The organism is Mesorhizobium silamurunense (genome assembly GCF_014843905.1).
Taxonomy (GTDB): Bacteria; Pseudomonadota; Alphaproteobacteria; order Rhizobiales; family Rhizobiaceae; genus Mesorhizobium; species Mesorhizobium silamurunense.
This window is the reverse complement of the sequence record NZ_LPVS01000256.1, coordinates 1-22,419: the sequence shown is the minus strand read 5'-3', so window position 1 is coordinate 22,419 and position 22,419 is coordinate 1. Positions and strand designations below refer to the sequence as shown.

Sequence of the window (22,419 nt, the reverse complement as noted above, 5' to 3'; positions counted from 1 at the left end):
CGGTTCGGCGTTTCCGTGAAACGGTGAACCGCTCTAGCTGCCGGCCGGCGGGGAGAGAAGAAAACTCCCCTCCGTCTTCGGCAAAGTCCCGATATTGAACGATGCCGCGGTTCTTGGAACCGCGGCAATCGCTTCAGTGCATGAACACCCCTCTCAGCCAGGCAAGGATGCCTGAGCCAGGAGAGATGGCCGCGCGAACGCGGGACGCCGCCCAGCGTGCCGGCAGATTGGCGCCGACATGGCAATGGCAGACGACCTCATGCAACTGCCAGTCGCTGAGCTCGAAGAAGCGCTTCGCTTCGCCGTACGTGTCATCCTTCAGGCCCTGAGCACGAAAGATCGGGTCTTCGAAGGCGACAGTGATCGGCGATCCGGTGGAACGCATCTTTTCGCGCACGTCTGGAGTGGCGTATTCGGTGCCCGCAAGCGCCATGAGGCGCCGGCCTGGGTCCTGCTCGAGAAGTTGCGCCCAGCGTTCGAGGCGTTGGCCTCGACTGGCGATGAGAACCGCTGCTTCAGCATGAACGTCGGCAACGGCATTGAGTTGGTCTACGGTTTGGTGCTTCAAGGCCGCCTCCTATGTCGGCAGATGATCACCCGCCCCGCAACGGAACTAAGGCGCTGCATGGCTCCGGCAAGGGCGAAATGGACGACGGGAAATCATTTGATCGTCATTCATGCCCGGCGCCGCCCAAACGCGGCGCGATCATGTGGAACCATCCCCGGTCGTGACCGTTCTGCCAAGCGTCAGCCGCCGGCCAATCAGGTTTCGATGAAGCGCCAGATGCGGCGGCCAATCCATCATGTTCTGGTCGGGCAGATATCCGGTTGCCGGAAACCGCATCACGCCGACGGCTCGCCAGCGCAACGAGGGAAATCACTTTATGGCCATTCTCCCCAATCCCGACCCGACGCCAACGCCGGTCCCCACGCCGCCGCCGTTTCCCGACCCGAAGCCGATGCGCGAACCGGATCCGGAGAGGCTGCCGGACGAGGAACCCATCCCCAATCCGGATGAGAACGACGTGCCGCCCAAGCACTCGGCACGGGCAGGTATCCGGCGCCGGCTCTGACGGCTCGGGAGGCGCTGGCACGCCTCCCGAGCCGTCATTCACTCCCCGCGCATGGTCGCCTGGAAGGTCGGCAGGTGCTTCTTCTGTGCCTCGATCATGCGCTCGCGGTAGACCCCGTAGATCACATCGGTGTCGTGCAGCGTCACGCCGGCAATGGTTGGCGAAGCGAAGACCGGCAGTTCGATGCCGCGCTTCGAGAGCTGCTCGGCGGTGCGCGCGAGCAGCTCATGCGCCATGACCATGGCGAGCACCGTCGAGGAGCCCGACACCGGACGGCTCCAGCCTTCGATCGGCACCACCGCATCCTCGATCGGCGAGCAGGTGTCGATGACGAGGTCGGCGGCATCCGCCAGCCGCTTGCCGGACGAATGCGTGACCGGCTTGTCGAGATTGTTCTTGCTGGTGACCGCCACGACGAAGATGCCGCGCTTCTTGGCATAGAGCGCGGTGTTGATGCCGGAGGAATTGCGGCCGCTGTGGCCGAAGATGATGATGGAATCGCCTTTGTTCAGCGGCTGATGGTCGAGGAACTTCTCGGCATATTTCGGCATCTTCCTGATGCGCCAGTTCATCGCCGGCGTGCCGGACGACCTGATCGACGCCGCGCGCATGGACGGCGCCTCCGAGCTGCTCATCCTGTTCAAGATCGTGGCGCCGAGCGTCGCGCCCGCGATCGCGGCCCTTGCGCTGTTCGCCTTCGTCTACCACTGGAACAGCTGCCTCTGGCCGCTCACCGTGCTGCAGGGGAACGCCGACGCCTATCCGATCGTGATCAGCCTGAGCCGACTGCTCAGCTACAATCGCGGCGCCGTCAACACCGGCCTGGTGATGGCCGGCGCGACGCTCGCCGTGCTGCCGCCGCTGGTGCTCTTCGTCTTCCTGCAGCGCTTCTTCGTCGACTCGATCGTGGGCTCGGCGATCAAGGGTTAGGTCGCTCGCCATGGTCACGTCGGATATCTGCGCCGCCATCGGCGTGACCGTAATCGTCACACCCTGACGGCGCGCAGGTAATGCAGGCCGAGCCAGTTGAGCGGGCCGCCTTCGATACGCTCGAACCCGGCTGCCGCCAGCGGTTCGCGGAGGCGGTGCAGGTCGAACTGGCCATGCAGGCCGTGCTTTGCCGACATGTGTCCGCGCTCGCTGACGGGGCCCGCATAGTCGACCAGCAACAGCCGCCCGCCCGGGGGCAGAACGCGCGCGGCCTCTCGCAGGCAAAGCCCGCGCCTTGCTTCCGGCACCATGTGCAGCACCGTCGTGAACGTGACGGCATCGAAGCGCCCATCCGCGAACGGCAGTTCGGCCGCATCGGCATGATGAAATGGGATATCGAGGCCGGCCCGGTTCGCCTTGCGGCGAGCCGCGGCAAGCATCTTTTCGGAGACGTCGACGCCTACAACCGATCCTCCGGGCTGCACGCGGCACCAGGCAGAAATCGCCTGGGTGCCGGTGCCGCATCCGACGTCCAGCAGCTGGAAGCCGGCCGCCAGACCGGCCAGATCGAGCAGAGCCTCGCGGTAAGCCCGGTCCCGCCCACGCGTCAGCATGAGGACCAACAGGTCATAGAGGCGCGGAAAACCGATCCCCTTGTTGGCGTCCGGGCCGATTGTGGTTCCAGCCGAATGCATGTCGCTTCGCAGATGGTGCATGTTCATCACGTCCTTCGTTCAACAGCGCGAGAGCGAATGCCGGGGCATCTGCCGCTAGTGAAGCTTCGAAACAATCCGTATGATAATGGACACTATGTTCGGAATTTTCGACGGACGATGCAGGCGAAACGTCTGTTAGTGGACAATCCCAGTCTGACGTCCTGGAAAAGGGTGTCGGGATAGGCGCTTCGTGGGCTGGCGAAGAAGGAGCGATCGATGGCGCGCGAGATCGATCGGCGAGCCGCCCGTACCCGCAAAGCCCTCCATCAGGCGCTGATGACGCTCATGCTGCGCAAGGGCTACGAGGCCCTCTCCGTGCAGGACATCGTCGATGAGGCCGACATCGGCCGCTCGACATTCTATGCGCATTACACCGGCAAGGAGGATCTGCTCCGAAGCGGGTTCCAGATGCTTCGGGAGGAACTCAAAGAGGCGCAATCGGCGGTGCGCGCAGCCGCCGGAACGTCGCACGACGATCCGCTTGGCTTCAGCACGGCGATGTTCGAACATGCGGCCCGGTATGCCGACCACTACCGGACGATGATCGGCGCACGAGGCGGCGCCGTGGCGGAAAACGAAATCCGCCTGATCCTGTCGGAGATGGTGCGGCGGGAGATGCCCCGTACTCTCCACGGCGATAGGATGCCGCGCGACTTCGTCGTGCAATTTATCGTCGGCGCTTTCCTTACGACCCTGAACTGGTGGTTCGAACGGAAGCCTGGGCTGCTGCCGTCTGAGGTCGACGTCATGTTCCGGAGCCTGGTGCTCGATGGGCTTTCACCTCTGGTCGACGACCGGCACCGCTGATGCCCCAGGCACTTGTGACATCGCAAGGCCTTGGGATTGACGTGCATGCCCCACTCGCTGCAATCTACATTAACCAGCTGTTAACCTTGCGGCTGAGATCAGGGGGGCGATTTGGAACCGTTTTTGGACGCGAACCTCCTGAATTGGGATGATCGGGCCGAACTACACGCGACCGACAGAACAGGCAGCTACCGCATCGAGAATGTGCTGGCGGGTGGATCCAATCTCTATGAGTTGGAAACGCGCGAGGTCGGTGACATTTTCGGCAAGGACATCGTCCATCTGCAATGTCACATCGGGCTCGACACGATCAGCCTGAGGAATCTTGGCGCAGGCAGCGCTACAGGCCTGGACTTTTCACCAAGGGCGATCGCTGCGGCGCGGGATTTCGCCGCCAAGGCAGGCAGTGACGTTCGCTTCGTGGAAGCGCCGCTGTACGAGGCAGTCGAAGCGCTCGACCGGACGTATGACATCGTCTATGTCACCTGGGGGTCGGTGAACTGGCTTGACGACGTCTTCCGTTGGGCGCGGGTGGTCGCCGATCTTCTTCGGCCCGGCGGCCGGCTCTATATGGCCGAGGGCCATCCCTTGATGTTCCAGTGCAATCGCAAGGCTGCCGCCCTCGAATTGAAGGACGACTGGAGAACGCCGATAACGCGACCGCTCGTCTGGAACGAGGAGCAAACCTATACCGGCGATGAGCGAACCTTGAAGCATCCTCGATATTATGAGTGGATCCATCCGATCAGCGACGTGGTGAACGCGCTGATCGCTGCGGGGCTGACGCTCGATTTTCTGAACGAGCACGACACGGTTTCCTGGAAGCACTTTTCATTCGCAGTGAGGGCCGGCAAGGATATGTACGGCCTGCCCGAAAACGCTCCCAAGATTCCGATGGCCTATTCAATTGGGGCAACCAAGCGTGGCGTGGGGACATATCGGATCGTCCAGAAAAAGGTCGATAGCCACTAGTTCCGCCAGGTGGCGAGTTCTGGGGCGATTACCCGCACACCAGCGTCCGAAGGCACAAAAAATTTTAAAGACTGTGAAGGCTAAAATTAAGTTATTGCGAACTATTATTCCCTTGATGAGGCTCGCCCAGAGAGCTGACAAGCACAGGGAATCTCGCTCTATTGGCTTTTTTCGCCAACAGGCTCGGCCGCGTGAAGGGGGCCGTCTTTTCACCGGCAAGAATTCCGGCGGCGATAGCGATTGTGGTTATTGCCGTTTGCGCCGTATTCGCGGACCATCAGAATAGGATCGTCTCGGACCAAGCCGCCCGCGCGGATGTGCTGGCCAAGGTCAATGTCGTTCGCGCCAAGCTCGAAGGGAACATCAACGGCAACCTTCAGCTGGCGCGAGGTCTGGTCGCAGCAGTTACGACCGAACCCTATATGGGAGAGCAACGCTTCGCGGAGCTTGCCAGCAGACTGTTCAACGAAGAGTCCCAACTTCGCAACATTGCCGGCGCGCCCGACCTCGTCATTTCCTTGATGTATCCGATGGCCGGCAACGAAAAGGCCATCGGCCTCGACTACCGAAAGAACGACCAGCAGCGCGCGGCCGCCTTGCGTGCGCGCGACGAGCGCAGACTCATCCTTGCCGGCCCGGTCGATCTGCAGCAAGGTGGACAGGCCTTCATCGGCCGATTTCCGGTCTTCGTAAAAAGCGCGGGCAACACCGACCGGTTCTGGGGCATCGTTTCCGCAGTCGTCGACGTGCAGCGCCTCTACCAGGCTAGCGGTCTTCTCGACAAGGATCTCGGGATTGACGTCGCGCTCATCGGCAATGACGCCCTTGGCGCGAGGGGAGTCCGGTTCTTCGGCGACGAACGGGTCGTCAAGAGCGATCCGGTAACCGCCGACGTTCTAATCCCGTCAGGTTCCTGGCAGATCGCGGCAGTTCCCAAGGGCGGATGGCCAGCCACACCGACCAACGCCTGGCAACTCCGGGCGATCATGGCGGCAGCGGCGGCGCTGATCTTGATCCCCTTTCTGACAGCAGGCCGCCTGATCAATGAAAGGCAGCGAAACTACTGGGAGCTGCATCGGCTGTCGCGACGGTTGGAACTTGCTCTGGAGGCGTCGGCCATCGGAGTGTGGGAGCACGACCTCGAAACCAATCATCTTGCGTGGGACGATCGCGTCAACGAAATATACGGTAGAGAGGCTGACGGCGGGCCGCGCGGATATTCGGACTGGGCCGGGGCCATTCATCCTGCAGATCTGCCTCGCGCGCTTACAGACTTCGACAATGCCGCGGCCGGACGGAGCACTTATTCATCGGAATACCGGATCGTTCGTCCGGACGGCGAAATTCGTCACGTCCGGTCCAGGGCGATCTTCTACCAGACCGCCAACAATTCGCCTCGAATGGTCGGTGCCGAGTGGGACGTGACGGCAGACGTTTTGCTGAACACCGATTTGGTTCGTGCAAAACAGTTGGCCGAGTCGAAAAATACGGAACTTGAATCTGCCAAGGCCCGCATCGAACACGTCGCGCTGCACGATTCGCTGACGGATTTGCCCAATCGGCGTTACCTGGACCAAGTGCTGGAAGACTATGCGGCAAAGGCCAGGCTCAATGGCGGCTATGCAGCACTGCTTCACGTCGATCTGGACCGCTTCAAGCACATCAACGATACACTCGGCCACGCGGCGGGCGATGCAATGCTGGTGCATGCGTCATCTGTTCTCAAGTCCAATGTCGGTGACCGTGGTTTCGTCGCGCGCGTTGGAGGAGACGAATTCATCGTGCTCTGCACGGTGCATGATGATATCAGCCAAGCGGCCTTGCTCGCGGACCGTATTATCGAACAAATGCGCAGGCCTGTTTACTACCATGGTCATCAATGCCGTTTTGGCGTCAGTGTCGGAATCGCCATCGACAATGATAAAGACCCGGATGCCAGGCAGTTGCTGGTGAACGCCGATATCGCCCTCTACCGGGCAAAGAAGCGGGGCCGCAACCGGCACGAATTCTTTAGTGGAGAGCTGCAAAGCGAGATCGTCAATACGAAGAGAATTGCCGACGAGATTCTGGCCGGTCTCGAGCGAAACGAATTCGTCGTATTTTACCAGCCTCAATTTAACGCGAACACGCTGGAGATCGTCGGCGTTGAAGCGCTGGTGCGGTGGCGGCATCCAGAGAAGGGCATTCTGGCACCTGACGTTTTCCTGAAGACCGCCGAAGAGCTGAACGTCGTCTCGACGATAGACTGCAAAATCCTCCAGCAATCGCTTTTGGATTTCGAGGCGTGGTCGGCCGAAAAGATTGGCATTCCCCGCGTGTCGGTCAACGTTTCGGCGCGGCGCCTTCAGGATGAGGACCTCCTGAAGAGCTTGCGGGACCTCAACATCAGGAAGGGAGCCTTTTCCTTTGAGCTCGTCGAGTCAATCTTTCTCGACGACAACGACGATCTGGTCACATGGAACCTCGAGCAGATCAAGCAGCTCGGCATCGACATCGAAATCGACGATTTCGGCACCGGCTATGCTTCCATTGTCAGTTTGCTGAAACTGCAGCCTCGCCGCCTGAAGATAGATCGCCAGCTGGTGGATCCCATCGTGAACTCACCCCAGCAAAGGCAGGTTGTCTCCTCGATCATCGAAATCGGCAAATCCCTGGGCATCGAGATCATTGCTGAAGGCGTAGAGACGATGAAGCACGCACGTCTGCTCAAAGGCCTTGGCTGCGACATACTGCAAGGCTACGCATTCGGGCATGCGATGGATCCCGACGCGCTGAGAAGCTTCGTTCGATCTCGTCGGTTGCGCGTCGCAAGCTAATCCTGTTCTCCAATATGCATTTCGTCCCGGCAAGATTTCGCGTGCCTCACCCAAACCTTGCCGGCGTCCACGCACCGCCGGCGGCGTTCGACTCCACCGCCGCCGCCACGAACTTCACGCCGCGCGCGCCGTCGACCACGTCGGGCACCTGCGCCACGCGCGCGGCGTCGACCGTTCCGCCCGAGCGATGCGCCCGGATGATGTCGGCGGCGTCGCGGTAGAAATTGGCGAAGGCCTCGATGTAGCCTTCCGGGTGCGCGGCCGGCATGCGGGACACGCGCCGGGCTTCCGCCGCCGAGCCGTGGCCGCCGCGCACCAATATGCGGGTCTCCTCGCCATAGGGCGAGAAGCGCAGTTCCTCCGGCCGCGTGCCCGACCATTCGAGCCCGGCCTTGTCGCCATAGATGCGCACCGAGAGGTCGTTGTAATGGCCGGGCGAGGTCTGGCTGGCGAGGATGGTGCCCCGCGCGCCGCCATTCCAGCGCACCAGCACATGCGCATTGTCGTCGAGCCGCCGTCCGGGCACGGCGGTGAAGAGGTCTGCCGAAACCGCCTCGGCCTCGAAGCCGGAAATGAAGCTCGCCAGGTTGAAGGCGTGCACGCCGATGTCGGCCAGCACCGCCGATTGCCCGGCGCGCGCCGGGTCGGTGCGCCATTCGGCCTGCTTCTGTCCTTGTGCGTCGATCGGCTGCGTCAGCCAGTCCTGGATATAGGCGCCATGCACGGAAACGATGCGGCCGAGCGCGCCCGCCGCCACCATCTCGCGCGCCTGCCGCACCATGGCGTAGCCGGTATTGTTGAGCGTGACGACGAAGCGGCGCTTCTTCGCGCGCGTCAGTGCCACCAGCGCTTCGGCCTCGGCAAGCGTCATCGACAGCGGCTTGTCGCAGATGACGTCGATGCCGGCCTCGAGGAAGGCAGTGGCGATCGGCGCATGCAGGTGGTTGGGCGTGACGATGACCACCGCCTCTATGCCGTCAGGCCGCGCCGCTTCGGCTTTCGCCATGGCGTGGTAATCGGCATAGCTGCGCTCGGGCGCGATGCCGATCTCGGCGGCAGAGGTCGCGGCATTTTCGGGATCCGAGGAAAGCGCGCCCGCGACGAGCGAAATCTGGTCGTCGAGCCGCATGGCGAGGCGATGCACAGCACCGATGAAGGCGTTGCGACCACCGCCGACCATGCCGACCGTCAGGCGTTTGCGCGAGGTTCCGTCGGCGGTTGCATAGACCACGTTTCGATTTCCTCCCTCAATGTCGATCAGTTGTGAGCGCCGCCGCCGTAACTTTTCGAATGATATTTCTATTTTTCGTTTTGTAAAACTCTTGTGCCGCGATAGCGTTTGCCCGTGGCCCGGTCGATGGGCCGCATCCGGAGGAAGGGTTCGGATGTTCCAAGCCGTCAATGAGTACGTCGTATGAGCGGCCGTCGCAAAGCAGCCGATGAGCCGTCTCCGCACAGCCTGGAGACGGCGGCGAGAAAACGCAGCCGTTCTCTGGCAGCGTTCGGCTACACCAAACCACAGACCTATGAAGAGCTGCGCGCCGTGCTGTCCTCCGGCACCGTGCATTTCCCGAAGCGGCTTCGCCAGGTCGCCATCTTCCTGTGGCAGCATCCGAGCGACGTTGCGCTCGGCACGATTGCCCAGGTGGCGGACCAGGCCGGCGTGCAGCCCTCGACCCTGGTGCGCTTCGCGCAGATCTTCGGCTATGCCGGATTTTCCGATTTCCAGGGCCTGTTCAAGGACCACATGAAAGGGTCCTGGCCGGAAGGGCGCCAGCAGGGCAGCCAAGAGCCTGCGGCAGAACCCAACGCCAATCTGCATTTCCTCAACGGCATGGTCGGCGCTTCGCAGGCCTCGCTCGGCCGCATCGGCAGCGGTTTCGATACCGACAGTTTCGAAAAGATGGTCGACCTGCTTGCGGGAGCCGAACTGATCTACGTCATCGGCAGCAAGCGCGCTTTCCCCGTCACTGCCTATCTGTCGCTGACGCTGTCGCAACAAGGCGTGCGCAACGTGCTGGTCGACAATGTCGGCTCGACCGCGTTCGACCAGGTCGGCTGCATAAGCCGGCGCGACGCGGTGCTCGCCGTCTCCTTCAGCCCCTACAATTCGATCACGCCCGACCTGGTCGCCGTCGCGCATGAGCGCGGGGCATGCATCGTCGCCATCACCGACAGCACCTTTTCGCCGCTGGTGAAACTTTCGGACACCTGGCTGGAGGTGGTGGAACAGGATTTCGCCGGCTTCCGCTCGCTGGCCGCTTCGCTGGCCGTCGGCATGGCTTTGGTCCACGGCATCGTCGCGCGCCGGACAGGCTGACCGGCACGGTTGACTACAGGGAACTATCCTTCCATATTTGAAAAAATAGAAACTTTATTCCGGGAGGAGGAATGGAGGTTCGGCTCGACGGCAAGGTGGTGCTGGTCACCGGCGCGACGCAAGGCATTGGCCGTGCGATCGCCGAGACGGCTGCACGCTCCGGCGCCGAAGGTCTGCTGGTCACTGGCCGTAACCGGCAACGCGGCGACGCTGTCGCGGCAGAACTGGCGGCGATCGGCGCGCCTGCCGCTTTCGTCGCCGCCGACCTCGGCGACCCGGAGACTCCTGCGCTGCTTGCCGGGGCATGCATCGAGCGCTTCGGCCGCATCGACGGCCTGGTCAATGCAGGGGCTCTGACCGACCGCGCCTCCTTCGTCGACGCCGGCCTTGACCACTGGGAACCATTGTTCGCCGCCAACGCCCGCGCGCCTTTCTTCCTGATGCAGGCGGCCATCGCCGACATGAAGAAGCGCGGACAGGGCGGCGCCATCGTCAACATCCTGTCGATCAATGCGCATTGCGGTTCCCCCGAGCTTGCTGTCTATTCCGCCACCAAAGGCGCGCTGGCAACGCTGACCAAGAACGCCGCCAACGCCCATCGCTTCGACCGCATCCGCGTCAACGGCATCAATGTCGGCTGGACCGACACTCCGGCCGAACGCGTCATGCAGGCCGAAACGCTTGGCCATGGCCCGGGCTGGCTCGACGCCGCCAACGCCGCGCAACCCTTCGGCCGGCTGTTCTCGGTGAACGACATCGCCAACCTCGCCATCTTCCTGCTCTCCGACGCGGCCGGCCCGATGACCGGCGCGCTGATCGACCAGGAGCAATGGGTGGTCGGAGCGAACCGGTGAGCGCCGCCGGGCGCCTCGACCCCGCCTTGCTCGGCCGCTTGCCGCCGGAGGTGGGCACTCCAGCCTACGACCGCGCGGCGCTCAAGCCGGGCATCGCGCATATCGGCGTCGGCGCCTTCCACCGCTGCCACCAGGCCGAATACACCGACGACCTTCTGGCAACGGATTTCGACCGCTGGGGACTGGTCGGCATCAACATCCGCCCGCCTTTGCTTGGCCAGACGCTTGGCCGGCAAGGCGGTCTCTACACGCGGCTGATCCGCCAGAACGACAAGGTCGAGGCCCGCGTCATCGGCAGCATCGTGCGCGTCGTCGACAGCCAGGACGACGCCTTCCCGGCGCTCGAAGTGCTTTCCTCGCCCGACATCGGGATGGTCACCATGACGGTGACCGAGAAGGGCTATTGCCACATCCCCTCGAGCGGCGCGCTCGACCTCGACCACCCCGACATCGTCCACGATCTCGCCAACCCGCAGACGCCGCGCAGCGTGCCCGGCATCCTGGCACGGGCGCTTGAGCTGCGCATGGTCTCGCATGGCCGGCCGGTGACGCTGCTGTCCTGCGACAACATCCCGGCCAACGGCACCATTCTCGGCAATGTCGTGCGGACTTTCGCCGAACGGCGCGGCAGCGGACTGGCGGACTGGATCGAAGCCAGTGTCGCCTTCCCCTCGGCCATGGTCGATCGCATCGCGCCGGCGACGACAGAGGCCGATATCGATATCGTGGAGGGGCGCTTCGGCTATCGCGACAGCGCCGTCGTCGTCGGCGAACGCTTCCGCCAATGGGTGATAGAGAACCGTTTCGCCGGTCTCGTGCCGCGCTGGGACCGTGTCGGCGCGACCTTCGTCGACGACGTCACGCCGTTCGAGCATCTCAAGATGCGGGTGCTGAACGGCGCCCAGACGACGCTTTCCTATCTGGGCGTGCTCGGCGGCTTCGAGCACACATCGGACGCCATGGCCGACCCGGTTCTTGCCACCTTCGTCCGCCGCATGCTGAGCGAAGAGACGCTGCCGACGCTGATGCCGGTTCCCGGCATTTCGCCGCCGGCCTATGTCGAGCAAAGCCTTGCGCGCCTCACCAACACGGCGATCCGCCACCGCAATCACCAGATCGCCACGGACGGCTCGCAGAAGATCGCGCAGCGCCTGCTCAACCCGATCCGCGACCGCCTGGCGAAGGGCGAAAGCATCGCGCTTTTGTCGGTGCCCGTCGCCGGCTGGATGGCCTATCTGGTCAAGGCTTCCGCGCGTTTCGGCCGCGCCTGGCCGGTGTCCGACCCCTTTGCCGAAAAGATCGCGGCCATTGCCGATCGTATTGGCGCGGACAGCAAGGCCCTCACCGATGCGATCCTCGCCATCGATGCCGTCTTCGATCCGGCGCTTGCCGCCGACGCCACATTCCGCGCGCACGTCATCGCCGCTCTCGAAGGCCTGCTTTCGGACGACCCGATGGGCTTTGTCGGACAAGTCTGCGCTGAGCCAACAGATGTCCGGTTGAAGCAGCCGGCCCGATCTGCATAGTTAGGAGCTGGGAGGGACTATGAAGCTTGGACTGCTCACCGCACCGTTTCCGGATACGCCGCTCGGTGAGGTCGCCGGCTGGGCGCGTTCGGTCGGCTTCGAGGCGCTTGAGATCGCCTGCTGGCCGAAAGCTTCCGGCGCCGGCCGCCGCTACGCCGGCACCAGCCATATCGACGCCGCCGGCACCTCCGCCTCGGAAGCGAAGGACATCGCCGCCGAGCTTGCCGGCAAGGGCCTGACGATCTCCGGCCTCGGCTTCTACCCCAATCCCCTACACCCCGATCCGGCGCATCGCGAGGCCGTGATCGATCACCTGAAGAAGGTGATCGTGCTGGCGAGCCGCATGGGGGTCTCTCTGGTCAACACCTTCTGCGGCGGCGACGCCTCGAAGACCGTCGACGCCAACTGGGAAACCGCGCAAGAAATCTGGCCCTCGATCATCGCCCACGCCCGCGAGCACGGCGTCAGGCTCGCCTTCGAGAATTGCCCGATGATCTTCAGCTATGACGAATGGCCGGGCGGGCACAACATCGCCTACTCGCCTTATGTCTGGCGCCGCATCCTGGAGGCCTGGGGCGGCGATGTCGGCATGAATTTCGACCCCTCGCATCTCGTCTGGCAGATGATCGACAAGGAGCGCTTCATCCGCGAGTTCGGCCCGCACATGCTGCATGTTCATGCCAAGGACCTGATGATTGATCATGATGGTTTGTACGAGCGCGGAATTCTTTCCGCCGGCATAGGCTGGCAGGTGCCGCGCATGCCGGGGCTGGGCGACATCAACTGGAGCACCATCTTTTCGGGTCTCTACCGGGCCGGGTATGACGGTCCGGTCATCATCGAGCATGAGGACCGCCGGTTCGAGGGGAGCGACGACAAGGTGAAGCGCGGTTTCCTGCTGGCCCGCGACGTGCTGCGTCCCTTCGTCAAATGAAGGAACAACGGCTTGGCTCCGATCGCATTGGAGCCCTAGAACTGCAACTGACAGTCAATGTGGAGGAGTACTGAAATGAAGAAATACATGACCATGGCCCCACTACTTGCAGGTGCTGCCCTGCTCGCCTCGGTGGGCGTCTCGTCCGCCGAAGGCAAGTACACGATCGGCATTTCCAACACCGTACAGGGCAATGGCTGGCGCGAGGAGATGATCTGCGCGATGAAGGCGCAGGCGCTTGCCTCCGGCGAGGTGGCGAAGCTCAACATCGCCCACCGCAACACCGACGCCGCCGGCCAGCTCGAGGACATCCGCAACCTGATCAGCGCCAAGGTCAACGCCATCGTCGTCAACCCGGCCGACCCGGCAGGCATCAAGGCTGGGCTCGAGGAAGCCACCAAGGCCGGCATCGTCGTCGTCGCCGTCGACCAGGCGGTGACCGAGCCTTCCGCCTACATCATCTCCAACAACCAGGAACAATATGCCTATCTCGGCGCCAAGTGGCTGTTCCAGCAGATGGGCAGCAAGGGCGAGGTGCTCTACATGCGCGGCGCCGCCGGCGCCTCCGCCGACAGCGATCGCGACAAAGGCTTCAAGAAGGCGCTGGCCGAATTCCCGGATGTTAAGGTCGCGCAGGAGGTGTTCACCGGCTGGCAGCAGGACCAGGGCAAGCAGCAGATCCTCTCCTTCCTCGCCACCGGCACGCCGATCAACGGCATCTGGACCTCCGGCATCGACAACGTCATCGTCGACGCGCTCGTCGAGCAGCAGGCGCCGATGGTGCCGGTGGTCGGCGCCGACAATGCCGGTTTCGTCGGCCAGTTGAACACGGTCAAAGATCTGGTCGGCGCAGCCGTCACCAACCCCGGCTCGATCGGCGGCGCCGGCGTCACGCTGGCGCTGCAGATCCTCGACGGCAAGAAACCGGCGCAGCAGACCGTCCTGGTCGAGCCGCAGCTCTGGGAAAACGCCACCGACGAGGGCAAGGCCAAGCTGAAGGCGGCCGCCGATCCGTCGCTCAGCCCCGAATGGCCGGTCTCGATCTCGATCCCGGACTGGACCACCTATACCAAGGAGCAGATCGTCGCCTGCAAGGGCCCGGGCGAATAGGTCTGGGCTTCCGCCTTCCCCCCCGGGGGGAAGGTGGATCGGCGCGCAGCGCCGAGACGGATGAGGGGTGCTGGAAGGAATGAGGCGTTGGTGTTTTCTGGAACACCCCTCATCCGACCTCGCTTCGCGAGGCCACCTTCTCCCACAAGGGGAGAAGGGGCCGCTCTGCAATGCGCCGTGCAAGCGTGACGTACTGTTGCATCAAAACAGGCCATACAACCCGAGACCCGAACGCTTTGACCAGCAACCCTCTCCTCGACGCCACTGGCGTCGCGAAAAATTACGGCGCGGTTGCCGCGCTGCGCAATGCGTCGCTATCGGTGCTGCCGGGCGAAGTCCATGCACTGATGGGCGCCAACGGCGCCGGCAAGTCGACGCTGGTGAAGATCCTGACCGGCGCAATCCGGGCGGACGCCGGCCGCATCCTGATCCGCGGCGAGGTCAGCGACGTGCGCTCGCCCGCCGCCGCGCGCCGTGCCGGGCTGCTGCCGGTCTACCAGGAGCCGGCGCTGATCCCCGACCTCAATGTGCTTTCCAACCTGCGGCTGACCGGCACGCCGGTCGAGCCGTTCCGTGCCTGGGTGCGCGAGCTTGGCATCCCCAATCTCGACATACGCGAGACCGCGCGTGACATTCCACTCGCCGTGCTGCGCGTGCTCGACCTCGCGCGCGCGCTCGCCGTCGAACCCGACGTGCTGCTGCTCGACGAGATGACGGCGGCACTTCCCGCCAACCTCGCCGAAAAGGTGTTGGAAGTCGTGCGCCGCCAGGGCGACAGCGGCCGCTCGGTCATCTTCATCTCGCACCGTTTCGTCGAGATTTCGGCGCTGTGCGACCGAGCCACGGTGTTGCGCGACGGCGCCACCGTCGGCGTCGTCGACATCGAGCCGGGCATCGAGGAAAAGATCGTCGAAATGATGCTTGGCGCCCGCATCGAAAAGACCAGCGTCGCCGCCGCGCGGATGGCAAATGAGACGCCAGCCGCCAAAGACAGCCACCCTCGGCTCTCGGTCCGCAACCTGCAGCTCGGCACCAAACTGCATGACGTCTCCTTCGATCTCGCCAATGGCGAAGTGGCCGGCGTCGTCGCGCTCGAGGGCCAGGGCCAGGACGAGCTCTTCGCCGCCCTCGCCGGCTCGATCCGGCCGGCCGGCGGCACGATCGCTGTCGATGGCGCACCGGTAAAATTCTCGCATCCGAGCGATGCCATCCGCGCCGGCATCGCCTATGTCCCGGGCGACCGCACCGAGGCGCTCGCCATGCAGCGCTCGGTGCGCGAGAACATCGCGCTCCCCTTCAGCGCGGCACCGCGCAAATGGGGGCCGATCAAGGCGCGCAGAGAGCGCATGGTGGTTTCCAGCGCCATTGGCCGGCTGCAGATCGACACCCGCGCGCAAGGGGAGGTGCAGCGCCTTTCCGGCGGCAACCAGCAGAAGGTGACCATCGCCCGCTGGATCGCGGCGGATGCCCGCACCATCCTCTGCTTCGACCCGACACGTGGCATCGATGTCGGCACCAAGCAGGAGATCTACAAATTGCTGCGCGAGCTCGCCGGCCTCGGCAAGTCGGTCCTCTTCTACACATCCGAACTGGAGGAGGTGCAGCGTGTCTGCGACCGCGTCATCGTCATCTTCGGCGGTCGCGTCGTCGACACCTTCCCGGTCGAGCTGGCCGACGAGCCGGCGCTGATGCGGGCGGCCTACGGCCTGCCGCGCGGCGCCAGGGAGGATGTCGGCATCCTTGCCGACGTCAGGCCCGCGTCCGATACGGAGGCCGCGCCATGACCCGCTTCCTGCGGCGCCAGGGCTGGGTCGCCGGCCTGTTCGCCCTGCTCGTATTCCTGTTCGTCATCACCAAGCTGATCCAGCCGGGCTACGGCAGCGGCGACTTCGGCTCGCTCGCGCGGGCAGTTTTGCCCTACGCTTTTGCAGTGGCGGCGCAAACCGTCGTCGTCATTGCCGGCGGCATCGATCTCTCCGTCGCCGCCATGATGGCGCTGACCAGCGTCACCGCCGCCTCGATGATGAACGGCGCCAGCGAGGAATACGCATTCTTCGTCGTGCCCTTCGTGCTGGCCATGGGGCTGGTGCTTGGCGCGCTCAACGGCTTCCTCATCGTTATCACCCGCGTGCCGGATATCGTCGTCACTTTGGCCACGCTGTTCGTGCTGCAGGGGGCGGCGCTGCTGGTGCTCGACGCGCCCGGCGGTGCCGCCGCCGAGTGGCTGAAGGCAACCGTCGTCGGCACCATGCCGATCCCCTACCTGCCGGATTGGGCCGATGCCTGGGTTCCAAAGGCGCTGGTGCTGCTCGTCGTCTGCCTCTTCATCGTCTGGATCCCGCTCCGGCGCTCGCGCCTCGGGCTCTCCATCTACGCCATCGGCAGCAACGAGCTCGCCGCCTTCCGCAGCGGCGTGCCGGTGGCGCGCACGAGGATCGTCGCCTATGCGCTCTCTGGCCTGTTCGGCGCGCTCGGCGGCCTTTCGCTCACCATCAGCACCGGCATCGGCGCGCCGATCCCCGGCCCCTATCTGCTCGCCAGTGTCGCCGCGGTGGTGCTGGGCGGCGTCGCGCTCGGCGGCGGCAAGGGCGGCCTGCTCGGGCCGATCATCGCCGTCTTCGTGCTCAGGCTGGTGCGCACCGACCTCACGCTTCTCGCTATCGACCCCAACGTCACGGCCATCATCGAGGGCGCAATCATGGTCGCCGTCGTGATGTTCGGCGCTTTCATCACCATCCGAGGCCGCCCGGCAGGAGCAACGCCATGACGAACAGCGCGACCTTGCCCCAGCCGGCCCCCTTCGGCCGCCGCTTGAAGCGCTTCATGGCGGACCGTCCAATCATTCCGTTGATCATCCTGCTCGTCATCCTGGTGATGATCCTGCAGATCCTGCGCCCCGGCATCGTCAACGAGCGCTGGATCGCCAACACGGCGAAGTTCGCCATTCCGCTGGCGATCCTCGCCGGCTGCCAGACCATGACCATGCTCACCGGCGGCATCGATCTCTCCGTCGGCACGGTGGCGACGATGAGCGCCTTCATCATGGCGACCCAGATCGTCAACCAGGATCCGGCGGTGGCATGCGTCCTCGCCATGCTGCCGGCGTTGCTGATCGGCCTCGTCAACGGCATCGGCGTCGGCGTCTTCCGTGTCCATCCGCTGATCATGACGCTCGGCACCAGCCTGATCGGCACCGGCTTCCTGCAGGTCTACCAGCGCACCGTGATCGCCTCCGGCGCCAGGATCCCGGATTTCCTCAACTGGCTGGGCACCGGCCTCACCTACGGCTTCCCCAACGCGCTCTTCCTGTTCGTGCCGGTGGCGGTGCTGATCGTCTTCACGCTCAACCGCACCGGCTTCGGCCGCCTGCTCTATGCCGTCGGCGACAATGAGCACGCGGCGAGACTCTCAGGTGTCCGCTACTGGCAGGTGGTCACGGCGCTCTACGTCATCTCCAGCCTGCTCGCCGGCATCACCGGACTGCTCTATATCGGCCTGATCAAGGCGCCGTCGCTCTCGCTCGCCGAGCCGCTGGTGCTGCCCTCGGTGGCGGCGGCCGTGATCGGCGGCACCTCGATCTTCGGCGGCCGCGGCGGCTATATGGGCACCATCATCGGCGCGCTGATCCTGACCGTGCTGACGACGCTGCTCACCATTCTGCACATGCCCGAAGGCGGCCGCCGCATCCTTTTCGGCTTCATCGTCCTGTTCGTGACCGCAGCGTATTTGAGGATCATCGAGGACCGGTAGGAAGTCAGGAAGCGGATGCTGGCTGCGACGCTATCGCGCCCTGCCATGCGTTGCTGGCGGACAGCGGGAACACTATAGGTGTTCCATCGTGCGCGAAGACATTCACACGACGGGCATCCCGGTCCTATGCGTTTCATGCGAAGCGCGGCATCGCGGCATATGCGGTGCGCTCAACCCCGATCAATTGGTGACGCTTTCCAAGTCGACGAAACGGCACAAGGCCGAGACCGGTAGGGAACTGGTCAGCGATGTGGGAAGCGTCGATCGCTTCTCCAACGTGCTTTCGGGTGTCGTGAAGCTGACCAAGACGCTTTCCGATGGCCGCCAGCAGATCGTCGGCCTCCAGTTCGCTCCCGACTTCCTCGGCAGACCCTTCCAGGCCGAGAGCACGCTGACCGCCGAGGCCGCGACCGACGTCGAGCTGTGCTCGTTCCCGCGCCAGGCGCTGGAGCGCATGATGAAGGAGCAGCCGGACCTTGAGCATCGCCTGCTCGAACAAAAGCTGCGCGAGCTCGACCAGGCGCGCGACTGGATGGTGACGCTCGGCCGCAAGACCGCCGCCGAGAAGATCGCCAGCTTCCTTCTGATGATCGCGCGCAACATCGATCCCGTCGCAGGTCCCGAGCGCCGCGGCGCTTCTTTCGACCTGCCGCTGTCGCGCGCGGAAATCGCGGATTTTCTGGGGCTCACCGTGGAGACGGTGAGCCGGCAGATCACCCGCCTGCGCGGCGAGAAGGTGATCCGCGTCGAGAACAACCGTCACGTCATGGTCGACGACATCCAGCGTCTCGCGGCACGCGCCGGCGACTGATCCCGGCACTACGCTTTATCGGCGGCCGAGAACCTCGGGCAGCACATGGTCGCGTTCGAAGGCGATGTGGCGGCGCATCGATTTGAACAGCGCCCGCAGCATGTAGCCGAAAGCCTCCGGGTTCTCGATCGGCCGGCCATGGCCGCAGGCAAGCAGCGCCTCGCCGAGGTCCGCCGCCGCGCAATCGTCCTCCATGTGCTCGAGCTTAAGCCGCGCCACGATCTCCTCGCCGCCCGTTTGCCGCGCGAAGGCGGGAAAGACGACGTCTTCCTCGAAGCGGTGGCACTCACGCAGCAGCGGCAACAGGTCCGCCGCCACCGCCAGACACTGCAGGCGGTCGACCCGCGACGGCAGGTCGTCGGCGATGCCTTCCAGCATATGGCAGAGCGCAAGCATCTGCATATGCGCGCTTCATGTCGGCCGGATTGCGGAACGGCTCCGGCTTTGCGCCCGTCATGGTGGCTCCTCCGTCCAGGCTCAAGGCGTGGGCAGGGCGACGGTATCTTCGATCGGCTCTTCGCGAACGGTGCGCAGCTCGTACCAGAGCGCGTTGAGGATGCCGACGGAGGCGACCAGTCGGAGGCCGAGGACCCAGGCGAAATACCACACGGCAAGAACTCCGGTTTCTATCAGCGGGCGGACGAGCCGACCGGATCGTCGTCATCTCCTCTCATCGCGCGTCGTCGCTTCGCGACGCCCGCACGATCGAGTTGCAACCTTAAAGCATGTCTCCCGAAAGTGGGACCGGTTTCGGGACAAAGACATCTTGAAATCAAAAACTTGAAGCGTGTCGCGTGAATCTCACGCGACACGCTTTAGTCAGGCCGCTGAGCTGTCCTGCTCTTCCGCATTCGGATCGCCCGGCGCCGTCGCCCAGGCAAGTTCGACCAGCGTCACCGTGCGGCGGCCGGTGCCGTCGATCTGGCAGACGATGAGGCCCTGCTCCTCGATATAGTCGAGCAGCCGGCGCGCGCGGCGCAACGAATGCGAGCCATAGGCGCGGGCGATCGTCGCGTCGCTCGGGCAGGGCCAGCCTTCCTTGGCGGCCCTCGCGATCATCATGAACACGCCCTGCATGTCCTCCGGCAGAAGCGAGGCGCGCACCGAAACATCCCGCCATGCATCGTCCTCCGCCATGTCGGAGCCGACGCCGGCACGGGCGCGCGTCAGCATGCGGCGGAATTCCGAAAGGTCGGGCACCACCGAGGCAAGGGCCTCGATGCGGCAGCGGACCACGAACTCCTGGTAGAGCACGCCGATGACGCGGAACCCGGCGTCGGGCTCGGCCAGGATGGCGCGCAGGATGCGGTCCATCCGCTCACGCCGCTCGGCGAGGTCTTCGGCGCTCGGCTGCGGCTCGGCCGGTTCCGGGCGGATGTCCAACGGAGCAGCCTTGGCCGCCATGAGCTGATCGAGCAGGTCCGGCGAGGGCCGGCGCTGCGGACGGGCGCTCTCCGGCGGCGGCGCCGCCAGGATGATCGAGCGCGCATCCTCGAGCGTTGCTTCCGGCAGCGGCATCAGCCGCGGCGTGCCGTTGCGTGGGCTGGTCTCCGTCGAGCCGATCCGCAGGCTTAGCGGGCGGCGCGACAATGCGGGCCCGAGCGCCATGAAATGCCCCCGCTCCAAGTCGCGAAACGCTTCCGCCTGCCGGCGCTCCATGCCGAGCAGGTCGGCCGCGCGCGCCATGTCGATGTCGAGGAAAGTCCGACCCATCAGGAAGTTGGAGGCTTCCGCCGCAACGTTCTTGGCGAGCTTGGCCAGCCGTTGCGTGGCGATGATGCCGGCAAGCCCGCGCTTGCGGCCGCGGCACATCAAATTGGTCATGGCGCCTAGGGAAAGCTTGCGCGCCTCGTCGGAAACCTCGCCGGCGGCGGCCGGCGCGAAGAGCTGAGCTTCGTCGACCACCACCAGCATCGGGTACCAATGGTCGCGCGCGACTTCGAACAGGCCGCCGAGGAAGGCGGCGGCGCGCCGCATCTGGTTCTCGGCGTCGAGCCCTTCGAGGTTGAGCACCGTCGAGACGCGATGGATGCGCGCCCGCTCGCCGGCCGCCTGCAGGCCGCGCTCGGTATGCTCCTCGGCATCGATCACCAGATGGCCGTAGCGCTCGCCGAGCGAGACGAAATCGCCTTCGGGGTCGATGATCGTCTGCTGCACCCAGGGTGCGCTCTGTTCGAGCAAACGGCGCAGCAGATGTGACTTGCCCGAGCCCGAATTGCCTTGCACCAGCAGGCGGGTCGCCAGCAGTTCCTCAAGGTCGAGGGCCGCCGGCGCACCCGCCGTCGTCTGCCCCATCTCGATTGCAACCGTCATGTCGACTCAGAAGTCTCCCTGCGCCGGATCGGGTTATCAACCCGATCGCCGTGCGTCGAGTGTGCAATCGCCGGCCGCCCGGTGTTCGCACAGCTACTCGGTGCGCAAGTGCCGACGCTATCGGCTTGTATCCTCGACGGTCGTATCGTTGGCGGCTAGATTCCGCTACATCTGCTGTGTCGACAACAAAGATGGAAGCAATCGTGCCAGCTGAACAGCGTTCTCCACGGCTTGCGGTACTGATCGACGCAGACAATGCTTCGGCCAGAATTGTCGATGGGCTTTTCGAGGAGATTGCCAAGATCGGCGAGGCAAGCGTCCGTCGCATCTATGGCGACTTTTCCAGCGCTCGTTCGAAGGCTTGGACCGACGTGTTGTCCAAGCACGCGATCATCCCGCAACAGCAATTCGCCTACACCGCGGGCAAGAACGCGTCCGACATCACATTGGTCATCGATGCAATGGACCTGCTTCACAGCGGTCGCTTCGACGGCTTCTGCCTGGTGTCGTCCGACAGCGATTTCACCCGTCTTGCCTCGCGCATCCGGGAAGAGGGCGTCGACGTGTACGGGTTTGGCGAGCAGAAGACGCCGGAGAGCTTTCGCCAGGCATGCCGCAGATTTGTCTACACGGAAAACCTGCTGCCAATGTCGCCGGCAAACACCCCGGACGCGGTCTCAACCACGAAATCGCTGCAGCCGCCGAGCGCCGCCACTCCGATCATCACCAGGGTTATCGCGCAGATGGAAAGCGAAGACGGCTGGGTGCCGCTCGGCGCGGTTGGCAACCAACTTGCCAACCTTGCTTCGGACTTCGACCCCAGAACGTTCGGCTTCCGCAAGTTGAGCGACCTTGTGAGGAAGACAAACGCGTTCGACATCGACCATCCCGAAGGCGGAACGATGCGAATAAGGATCAAGCCGGCTTCGCCGAGGTCCAGGGCGAAAGGGCGCTGACCAAGGCCTGCTCCGCTAACTGGTCGGACCACCATTTCGCTGGCGCAATCCCGCCATTGGCGTATCATCTTTCTGGAGAGGGTTCATGGCAGGAGGAGGCTAATGAACGTCGCTTCGGAAGTGCCCGTCATGGATCTGACGGTGCAAGATCTTGTTTCGTTTGCCCTTTCGAAATTTCGCGCCGGCGACACCATCTCGACCCGCGCGATGCTCGACGTCATCCGCCAATCGGACCCCGCCTGCGAGGACAGCGACGACCATCTGGTCGAACTGATCGTCATGACCGCCGTTGGTAAGACCATGGGTATCGTCTTCGATCATCGCTCGCCCGATGAGCGGCTACCGCGCCTGTCCTAGGCTGCCCTCCGAACGCATTTGCCTGCAGGGTTCGGGGTCATCGCGCTCTAGGGTTTGTTGAGATTCAGGTCAGGCCGAGCCGAAAAAGGTGACTTCCGAGAACCGGAGCGGAGCGTACTTGAAGGCCGTAGCCTTAACTGCCACGCCACTCTCATGTCATGATGCTTCGGCCGG

Annotated in this window: 23 protein-coding genes; 16 read left to right on the top strand and 7 right to left on the bottom strand. The window is 64.2% G+C overall.

The features are described 5' to 3' along the window. Nucleotides 1-133: 133 nt before the first annotated feature. Entirely contained in the window at nucleotides 134-568 is a 435-nt protein-coding gene (locus AU465_RS35025) for a hypothetical protein (protein WP_192257896.1), read from the bottom strand. A gap of 316 nt (nucleotides 569-884) precedes the next feature. Between AU465_RS35025 and AU465_RS35020 the strand changes: the two genes are divergently transcribed. Continuing rightward, on the top strand, nucleotides 885-1,073 hold the full coding sequence (locus AU465_RS35020) for a hypothetical protein (RefSeq protein WP_192257895.1): 189 nt from the start codon (nucleotides 885-887) through the stop codon (nucleotides 1,071-1,073). A gap of 38 nt (nucleotides 1,074-1,111) precedes the next feature. Here AU465_RS35020 and AU465_RS35015 read toward each other — a convergent pair whose 3' ends face one another. After that, nucleotides 1,112-1,645 (bottom strand): sugar isomerase domain-containing protein, encoded by a 534-nt coding sequence (locus tag AU465_RS35015; protein ID WP_246506722.1) that lies wholly within the window; start codon nucleotides 1,643-1,645, stop codon nucleotides 1,112-1,114. On the opposite strand from AU465_RS35015, the gene AU465_RS35010 reads away from it, so the two are divergent. Next, nucleotides 1,632-2,003 carry an ABC transporter permease subunit gene (locus tag AU465_RS35010; RefSeq protein ID WP_246506719.1) on the top strand — a complete coding sequence of 124 codons (372 nt, stop codon included), beginning with the start codon at nucleotides 1,632-1,634 and terminating at the stop codon, nucleotides 2,001-2,003. The two genes, AU465_RS35015 and AU465_RS35010, sit on opposite strands and share 14 nt — an antisense overlap. A gap of 56 nt (nucleotides 2,004-2,059) precedes the next feature. On the opposite strand, the gene AU465_RS35005 is transcribed toward AU465_RS35010, so the two are convergent. Further along, nucleotides 2,060-2,725: a class I SAM-dependent methyltransferase gene (locus AU465_RS35005; protein WP_192257894.1), complete on the bottom strand. Its 666-nt coding sequence runs from the start codon at nucleotides 2,723-2,725 to the stop codon at nucleotides 2,060-2,062. A 210-nt stretch (nucleotides 2,726-2,935) separates the two neighbouring features. Here AU465_RS35005 and AU465_RS35000 point away from each other — a divergent pair, with 210 nt between their 5' ends. The 3 genes from AU465_RS35000 (at nucleotide 2,936) to AU465_RS34990 (ending at nucleotide 7,314) form a co-directional block, all read left to right on the top strand. Beyond that, complete coding sequence (locus tag AU465_RS35000) at nucleotides 2,936-3,526, top strand: TetR/AcrR family transcriptional regulator (RefSeq protein WP_192257893.1); 591 nt, start codon at nucleotides 2,936-2,938, stop codon at nucleotides 3,524-3,526. Nucleotides 3,527-3,637: 111 nt separating this feature from the next. Continuing rightward, on the top strand, nucleotides 3,638-4,498 hold the full coding sequence (locus AU465_RS34995; protein WP_192257892.1) for a class I SAM-dependent methyltransferase: 861 nt from the start codon (nucleotides 3,638-3,640) through the stop codon (nucleotides 4,496-4,498). A gap of 191 nt (nucleotides 4,499-4,689) precedes the next feature. Beyond that, the gene (locus AU465_RS34990; protein WP_312891361.1) at nucleotides 4,690-7,314 is read left to right on the top strand and encodes a bifunctional diguanylate cyclase/phosphodiesterase; all 2,625 of its coding nucleotides are present in this window, start codon (nucleotides 4,690-4,692) and stop codon (nucleotides 7,312-7,314) included. Between the two features lie 46 nt (nucleotides 7,315-7,360). Here AU465_RS34990 and AU465_RS34985 read toward each other — a convergent pair whose 3' ends face one another. Continuing rightward, nucleotides 7,361-8,545, bottom strand: a complete 1,185-nt coding sequence (locus AU465_RS34985) for a Gfo/Idh/MocA family protein (RefSeq protein WP_192257891.1) — start codon at nucleotides 8,543-8,545, stop codon at nucleotides 7,361-7,363. A 183-nt stretch (nucleotides 8,546-8,728) separates the two neighbouring features. Here AU465_RS34985 and AU465_RS34980 point away from each other — a divergent pair, with 183 nt between their 5' ends. From AU465_RS34980 to AU465_RS34940, 9 genes are all read left to right on the top strand, one after another. Further along, complete coding sequence (locus AU465_RS34980) at nucleotides 8,729-9,634, top strand: MurR/RpiR family transcriptional regulator (protein ID WP_192257889.1); 906 nt, start codon at nucleotides 8,729-8,731, stop codon at nucleotides 9,632-9,634. A 71-nt stretch (nucleotides 9,635-9,705) separates the two neighbouring features. Continuing rightward, nucleotides 9,706-10,488 (top strand): SDR family oxidoreductase, encoded by a 783-nt coding sequence (locus AU465_RS34975; protein ID WP_192257887.1) that lies wholly within the window; start codon nucleotides 9,706-9,708, stop codon nucleotides 10,486-10,488. Continuing rightward, nucleotides 10,464-12,014, top strand: a complete 1,551-nt coding sequence (locus AU465_RS34970) for a mannitol dehydrogenase family protein (protein WP_192257885.1) — start codon at nucleotides 10,464-10,466, stop codon at nucleotides 12,012-12,014. Before AU465_RS34975 ends, AU465_RS34970 begins: the two co-directional genes overlap by 25 nt. A gap of 19 nt (nucleotides 12,015-12,033) precedes the next feature. Next, nucleotides 12,034-12,948 carry a sugar phosphate isomerase/epimerase family protein gene (locus AU465_RS34965; protein ID WP_192257883.1) on the top strand — a complete coding sequence of 305 codons (915 nt, stop codon included), beginning with the start codon at nucleotides 12,034-12,036 and terminating at the stop codon, nucleotides 12,946-12,948. Nucleotides 12,949-13,023: 75 nt separating this feature from the next. Further along, on the top strand, nucleotides 13,024-14,058 hold the full coding sequence (locus AU465_RS34960) for an ABC transporter substrate-binding protein (RefSeq protein ID WP_192257881.1): 1,035 nt from the start codon (nucleotides 13,024-13,026) through the stop codon (nucleotides 14,056-14,058). A gap of 236 nt (nucleotides 14,059-14,294) precedes the next feature. Continuing rightward, nucleotides 14,295-15,842 carry a sugar ABC transporter ATP-binding protein gene (locus tag AU465_RS34955; protein WP_192257879.1) on the top strand — a complete coding sequence of 516 codons (1,548 nt, stop codon included), beginning with the start codon at nucleotides 14,295-14,297 and terminating at the stop codon, nucleotides 15,840-15,842. Further along, nucleotides 15,839-16,825, top strand: coding sequence for an ABC transporter permease (locus AU465_RS34950; RefSeq protein WP_192257877.1), 987 nt, complete (start codon nucleotides 15,839-15,841; stop codon nucleotides 16,823-16,825). Before AU465_RS34955 ends, AU465_RS34950 begins: the two co-directional genes overlap by 4 nt. Continuing rightward, a complete protein-coding gene (locus AU465_RS34945) occupies nucleotides 16,822-17,808 on the top strand; it encodes an ABC transporter permease (RefSeq protein WP_192257875.1) in 987 nt (328 codons plus the stop codon). Before AU465_RS34950 ends, AU465_RS34945 begins: the two co-directional genes overlap by 4 nt. Nucleotides 17,809-17,896: 88 nt before the next feature. After that, nucleotides 17,897-18,619: a Crp/Fnr family transcriptional regulator gene (locus AU465_RS34940; protein WP_312891359.1), complete on the top strand. Its 723-nt coding sequence runs from the start codon at nucleotides 17,897-17,899 to the stop codon at nucleotides 18,617-18,619. 15 nt (nucleotides 18,620-18,634) lie between these two features. On the opposite strand, the gene AU465_RS34935 is transcribed toward AU465_RS34940, so the two are convergent. The 3 genes from AU465_RS34935 to AU465_RS34925 form a co-directional block, all read right to left on the bottom strand. Further along, nucleotides 18,635-19,021: a hemerythrin domain-containing protein gene (locus tag AU465_RS34935; RefSeq protein WP_192257873.1), complete on the bottom strand. Its 387-nt coding sequence runs from the start codon at nucleotides 19,019-19,021 to the stop codon at nucleotides 18,635-18,637. Between the two features lie 75 nt (nucleotides 19,022-19,096). After that, nucleotides 19,097-19,228, bottom strand: a complete 132-nt coding sequence (gene cydX, locus AU465_RS34930) for a cytochrome bd-I oxidase subunit CydX (protein ID WP_192257871.1) — start codon at nucleotides 19,226-19,228, stop codon at nucleotides 19,097-19,099. A 210-nt stretch (nucleotides 19,229-19,438) separates the two neighbouring features. Continuing rightward, nucleotides 19,439-20,932, bottom strand: a complete 1,494-nt coding sequence (locus AU465_RS34925; RefSeq protein WP_192257869.1) for a helicase HerA domain-containing protein — start codon at nucleotides 20,930-20,932, stop codon at nucleotides 19,439-19,441. Nucleotides 20,933-21,135: 203 nt separating this feature from the next. On the opposite strand from AU465_RS34925, the gene AU465_RS34920 reads away from it, so the two are divergent. Continuing rightward, nucleotides 21,136-21,888, top strand: coding sequence for an NYN domain-containing protein (locus AU465_RS34920; protein ID WP_192257867.1), 753 nt, complete (start codon nucleotides 21,136-21,138; stop codon nucleotides 21,886-21,888). 102 nt (nucleotides 21,889-21,990) lie between these two features. Beyond that, the gene (locus AU465_RS34915; protein WP_192257865.1) at nucleotides 21,991-22,245 is read left to right on the top strand and encodes a hypothetical protein; all 255 of its coding nucleotides are present in this window, start codon (nucleotides 21,991-21,993) and stop codon (nucleotides 22,243-22,245) included. The last annotated feature ends 174 nt before the right edge of the window (nucleotides 22,246-22,419 follow it).

Coding starts and splice junctions, on each gene's coding strand:
- AU465_RS35000 (WP_192257893.1), top strand. CDS start 2,936: ATGGCGCGCGAGATCGATCGGCGAGCCGCCCGTACCCGCAAAGCCCTC.
- AU465_RS35015 (WP_246506722.1), bottom strand. CDS start 1,645: ATGAACTGGCGCATCAGGAAGATGCCGAAATATGCCGAGAAGTTCCTC.
- AU465_RS34945 (WP_192257875.1), top strand. CDS start 16,822: ATGACGAACAGCGCGACCTTGCCCCAGCCGGCCCCCTTCGGCCGCCGC.
- AU465_RS34915 (WP_192257865.1), top strand. CDS start 21,991: ATGAACGTCGCTTCGGAAGTGCCCGTCATGGATCTGACGGTGCAAGAT.
- AU465_RS34935 (WP_192257873.1), bottom strand. CDS start 19,021: ATGCAGATGCTTGCGCTCTGCCATATGCTGGAAGGCATCGCCGACGAC.
- AU465_RS35010 (WP_246506719.1), top strand. CDS start 1,632: ATGCGCCAGTTCATCGCCGGCGTGCCGGACGACCTGATCGACGCCGCG.
- AU465_RS34975 (WP_192257887.1), top strand. CDS start 9,706: ATGGAGGTTCGGCTCGACGGCAAGGTGGTGCTGGTCACCGGCGCGACG.
- AU465_RS34965 (WP_192257883.1), top strand. CDS start 12,034: ATGAAGCTTGGACTGCTCACCGCACCGTTTCCGGATACGCCGCTCGGT.
- AU465_RS34980 (WP_192257889.1), top strand. CDS start 8,729: ATGAGCGGCCGTCGCAAAGCAGCCGATGAGCCGTCTCCGCACAGCCTG.
- AU465_RS34970 (WP_192257885.1), top strand. CDS start 10,464: ATGGGTGGTCGGAGCGAACCGGTGAGCGCCGCCGGGCGCCTCGACCCC.
- AU465_RS34925 (WP_192257869.1), bottom strand. CDS start 20,932: ATGACGGTTGCAATCGAGATGGGGCAGACGACGGCGGGTGCGCCGGCG.
- AU465_RS34960 (WP_192257881.1), top strand. CDS start 13,024: ATGAAGAAATACATGACCATGGCCCCACTACTTGCAGGTGCTGCCCTG.
- AU465_RS35005 (WP_192257894.1), bottom strand. CDS start 2,725: ATGAACATGCACCATCTGCGAAGCGACATGCATTCGGCTGGAACCACA.
- AU465_RS35020 (WP_192257895.1), top strand. CDS start 885: ATGGCCATTCTCCCCAATCCCGACCCGACGCCAACGCCGGTCCCCACG.
- AU465_RS34950 (WP_192257877.1), top strand. CDS start 15,839: ATGACCCGCTTCCTGCGGCGCCAGGGCTGGGTCGCCGGCCTGTTCGCC.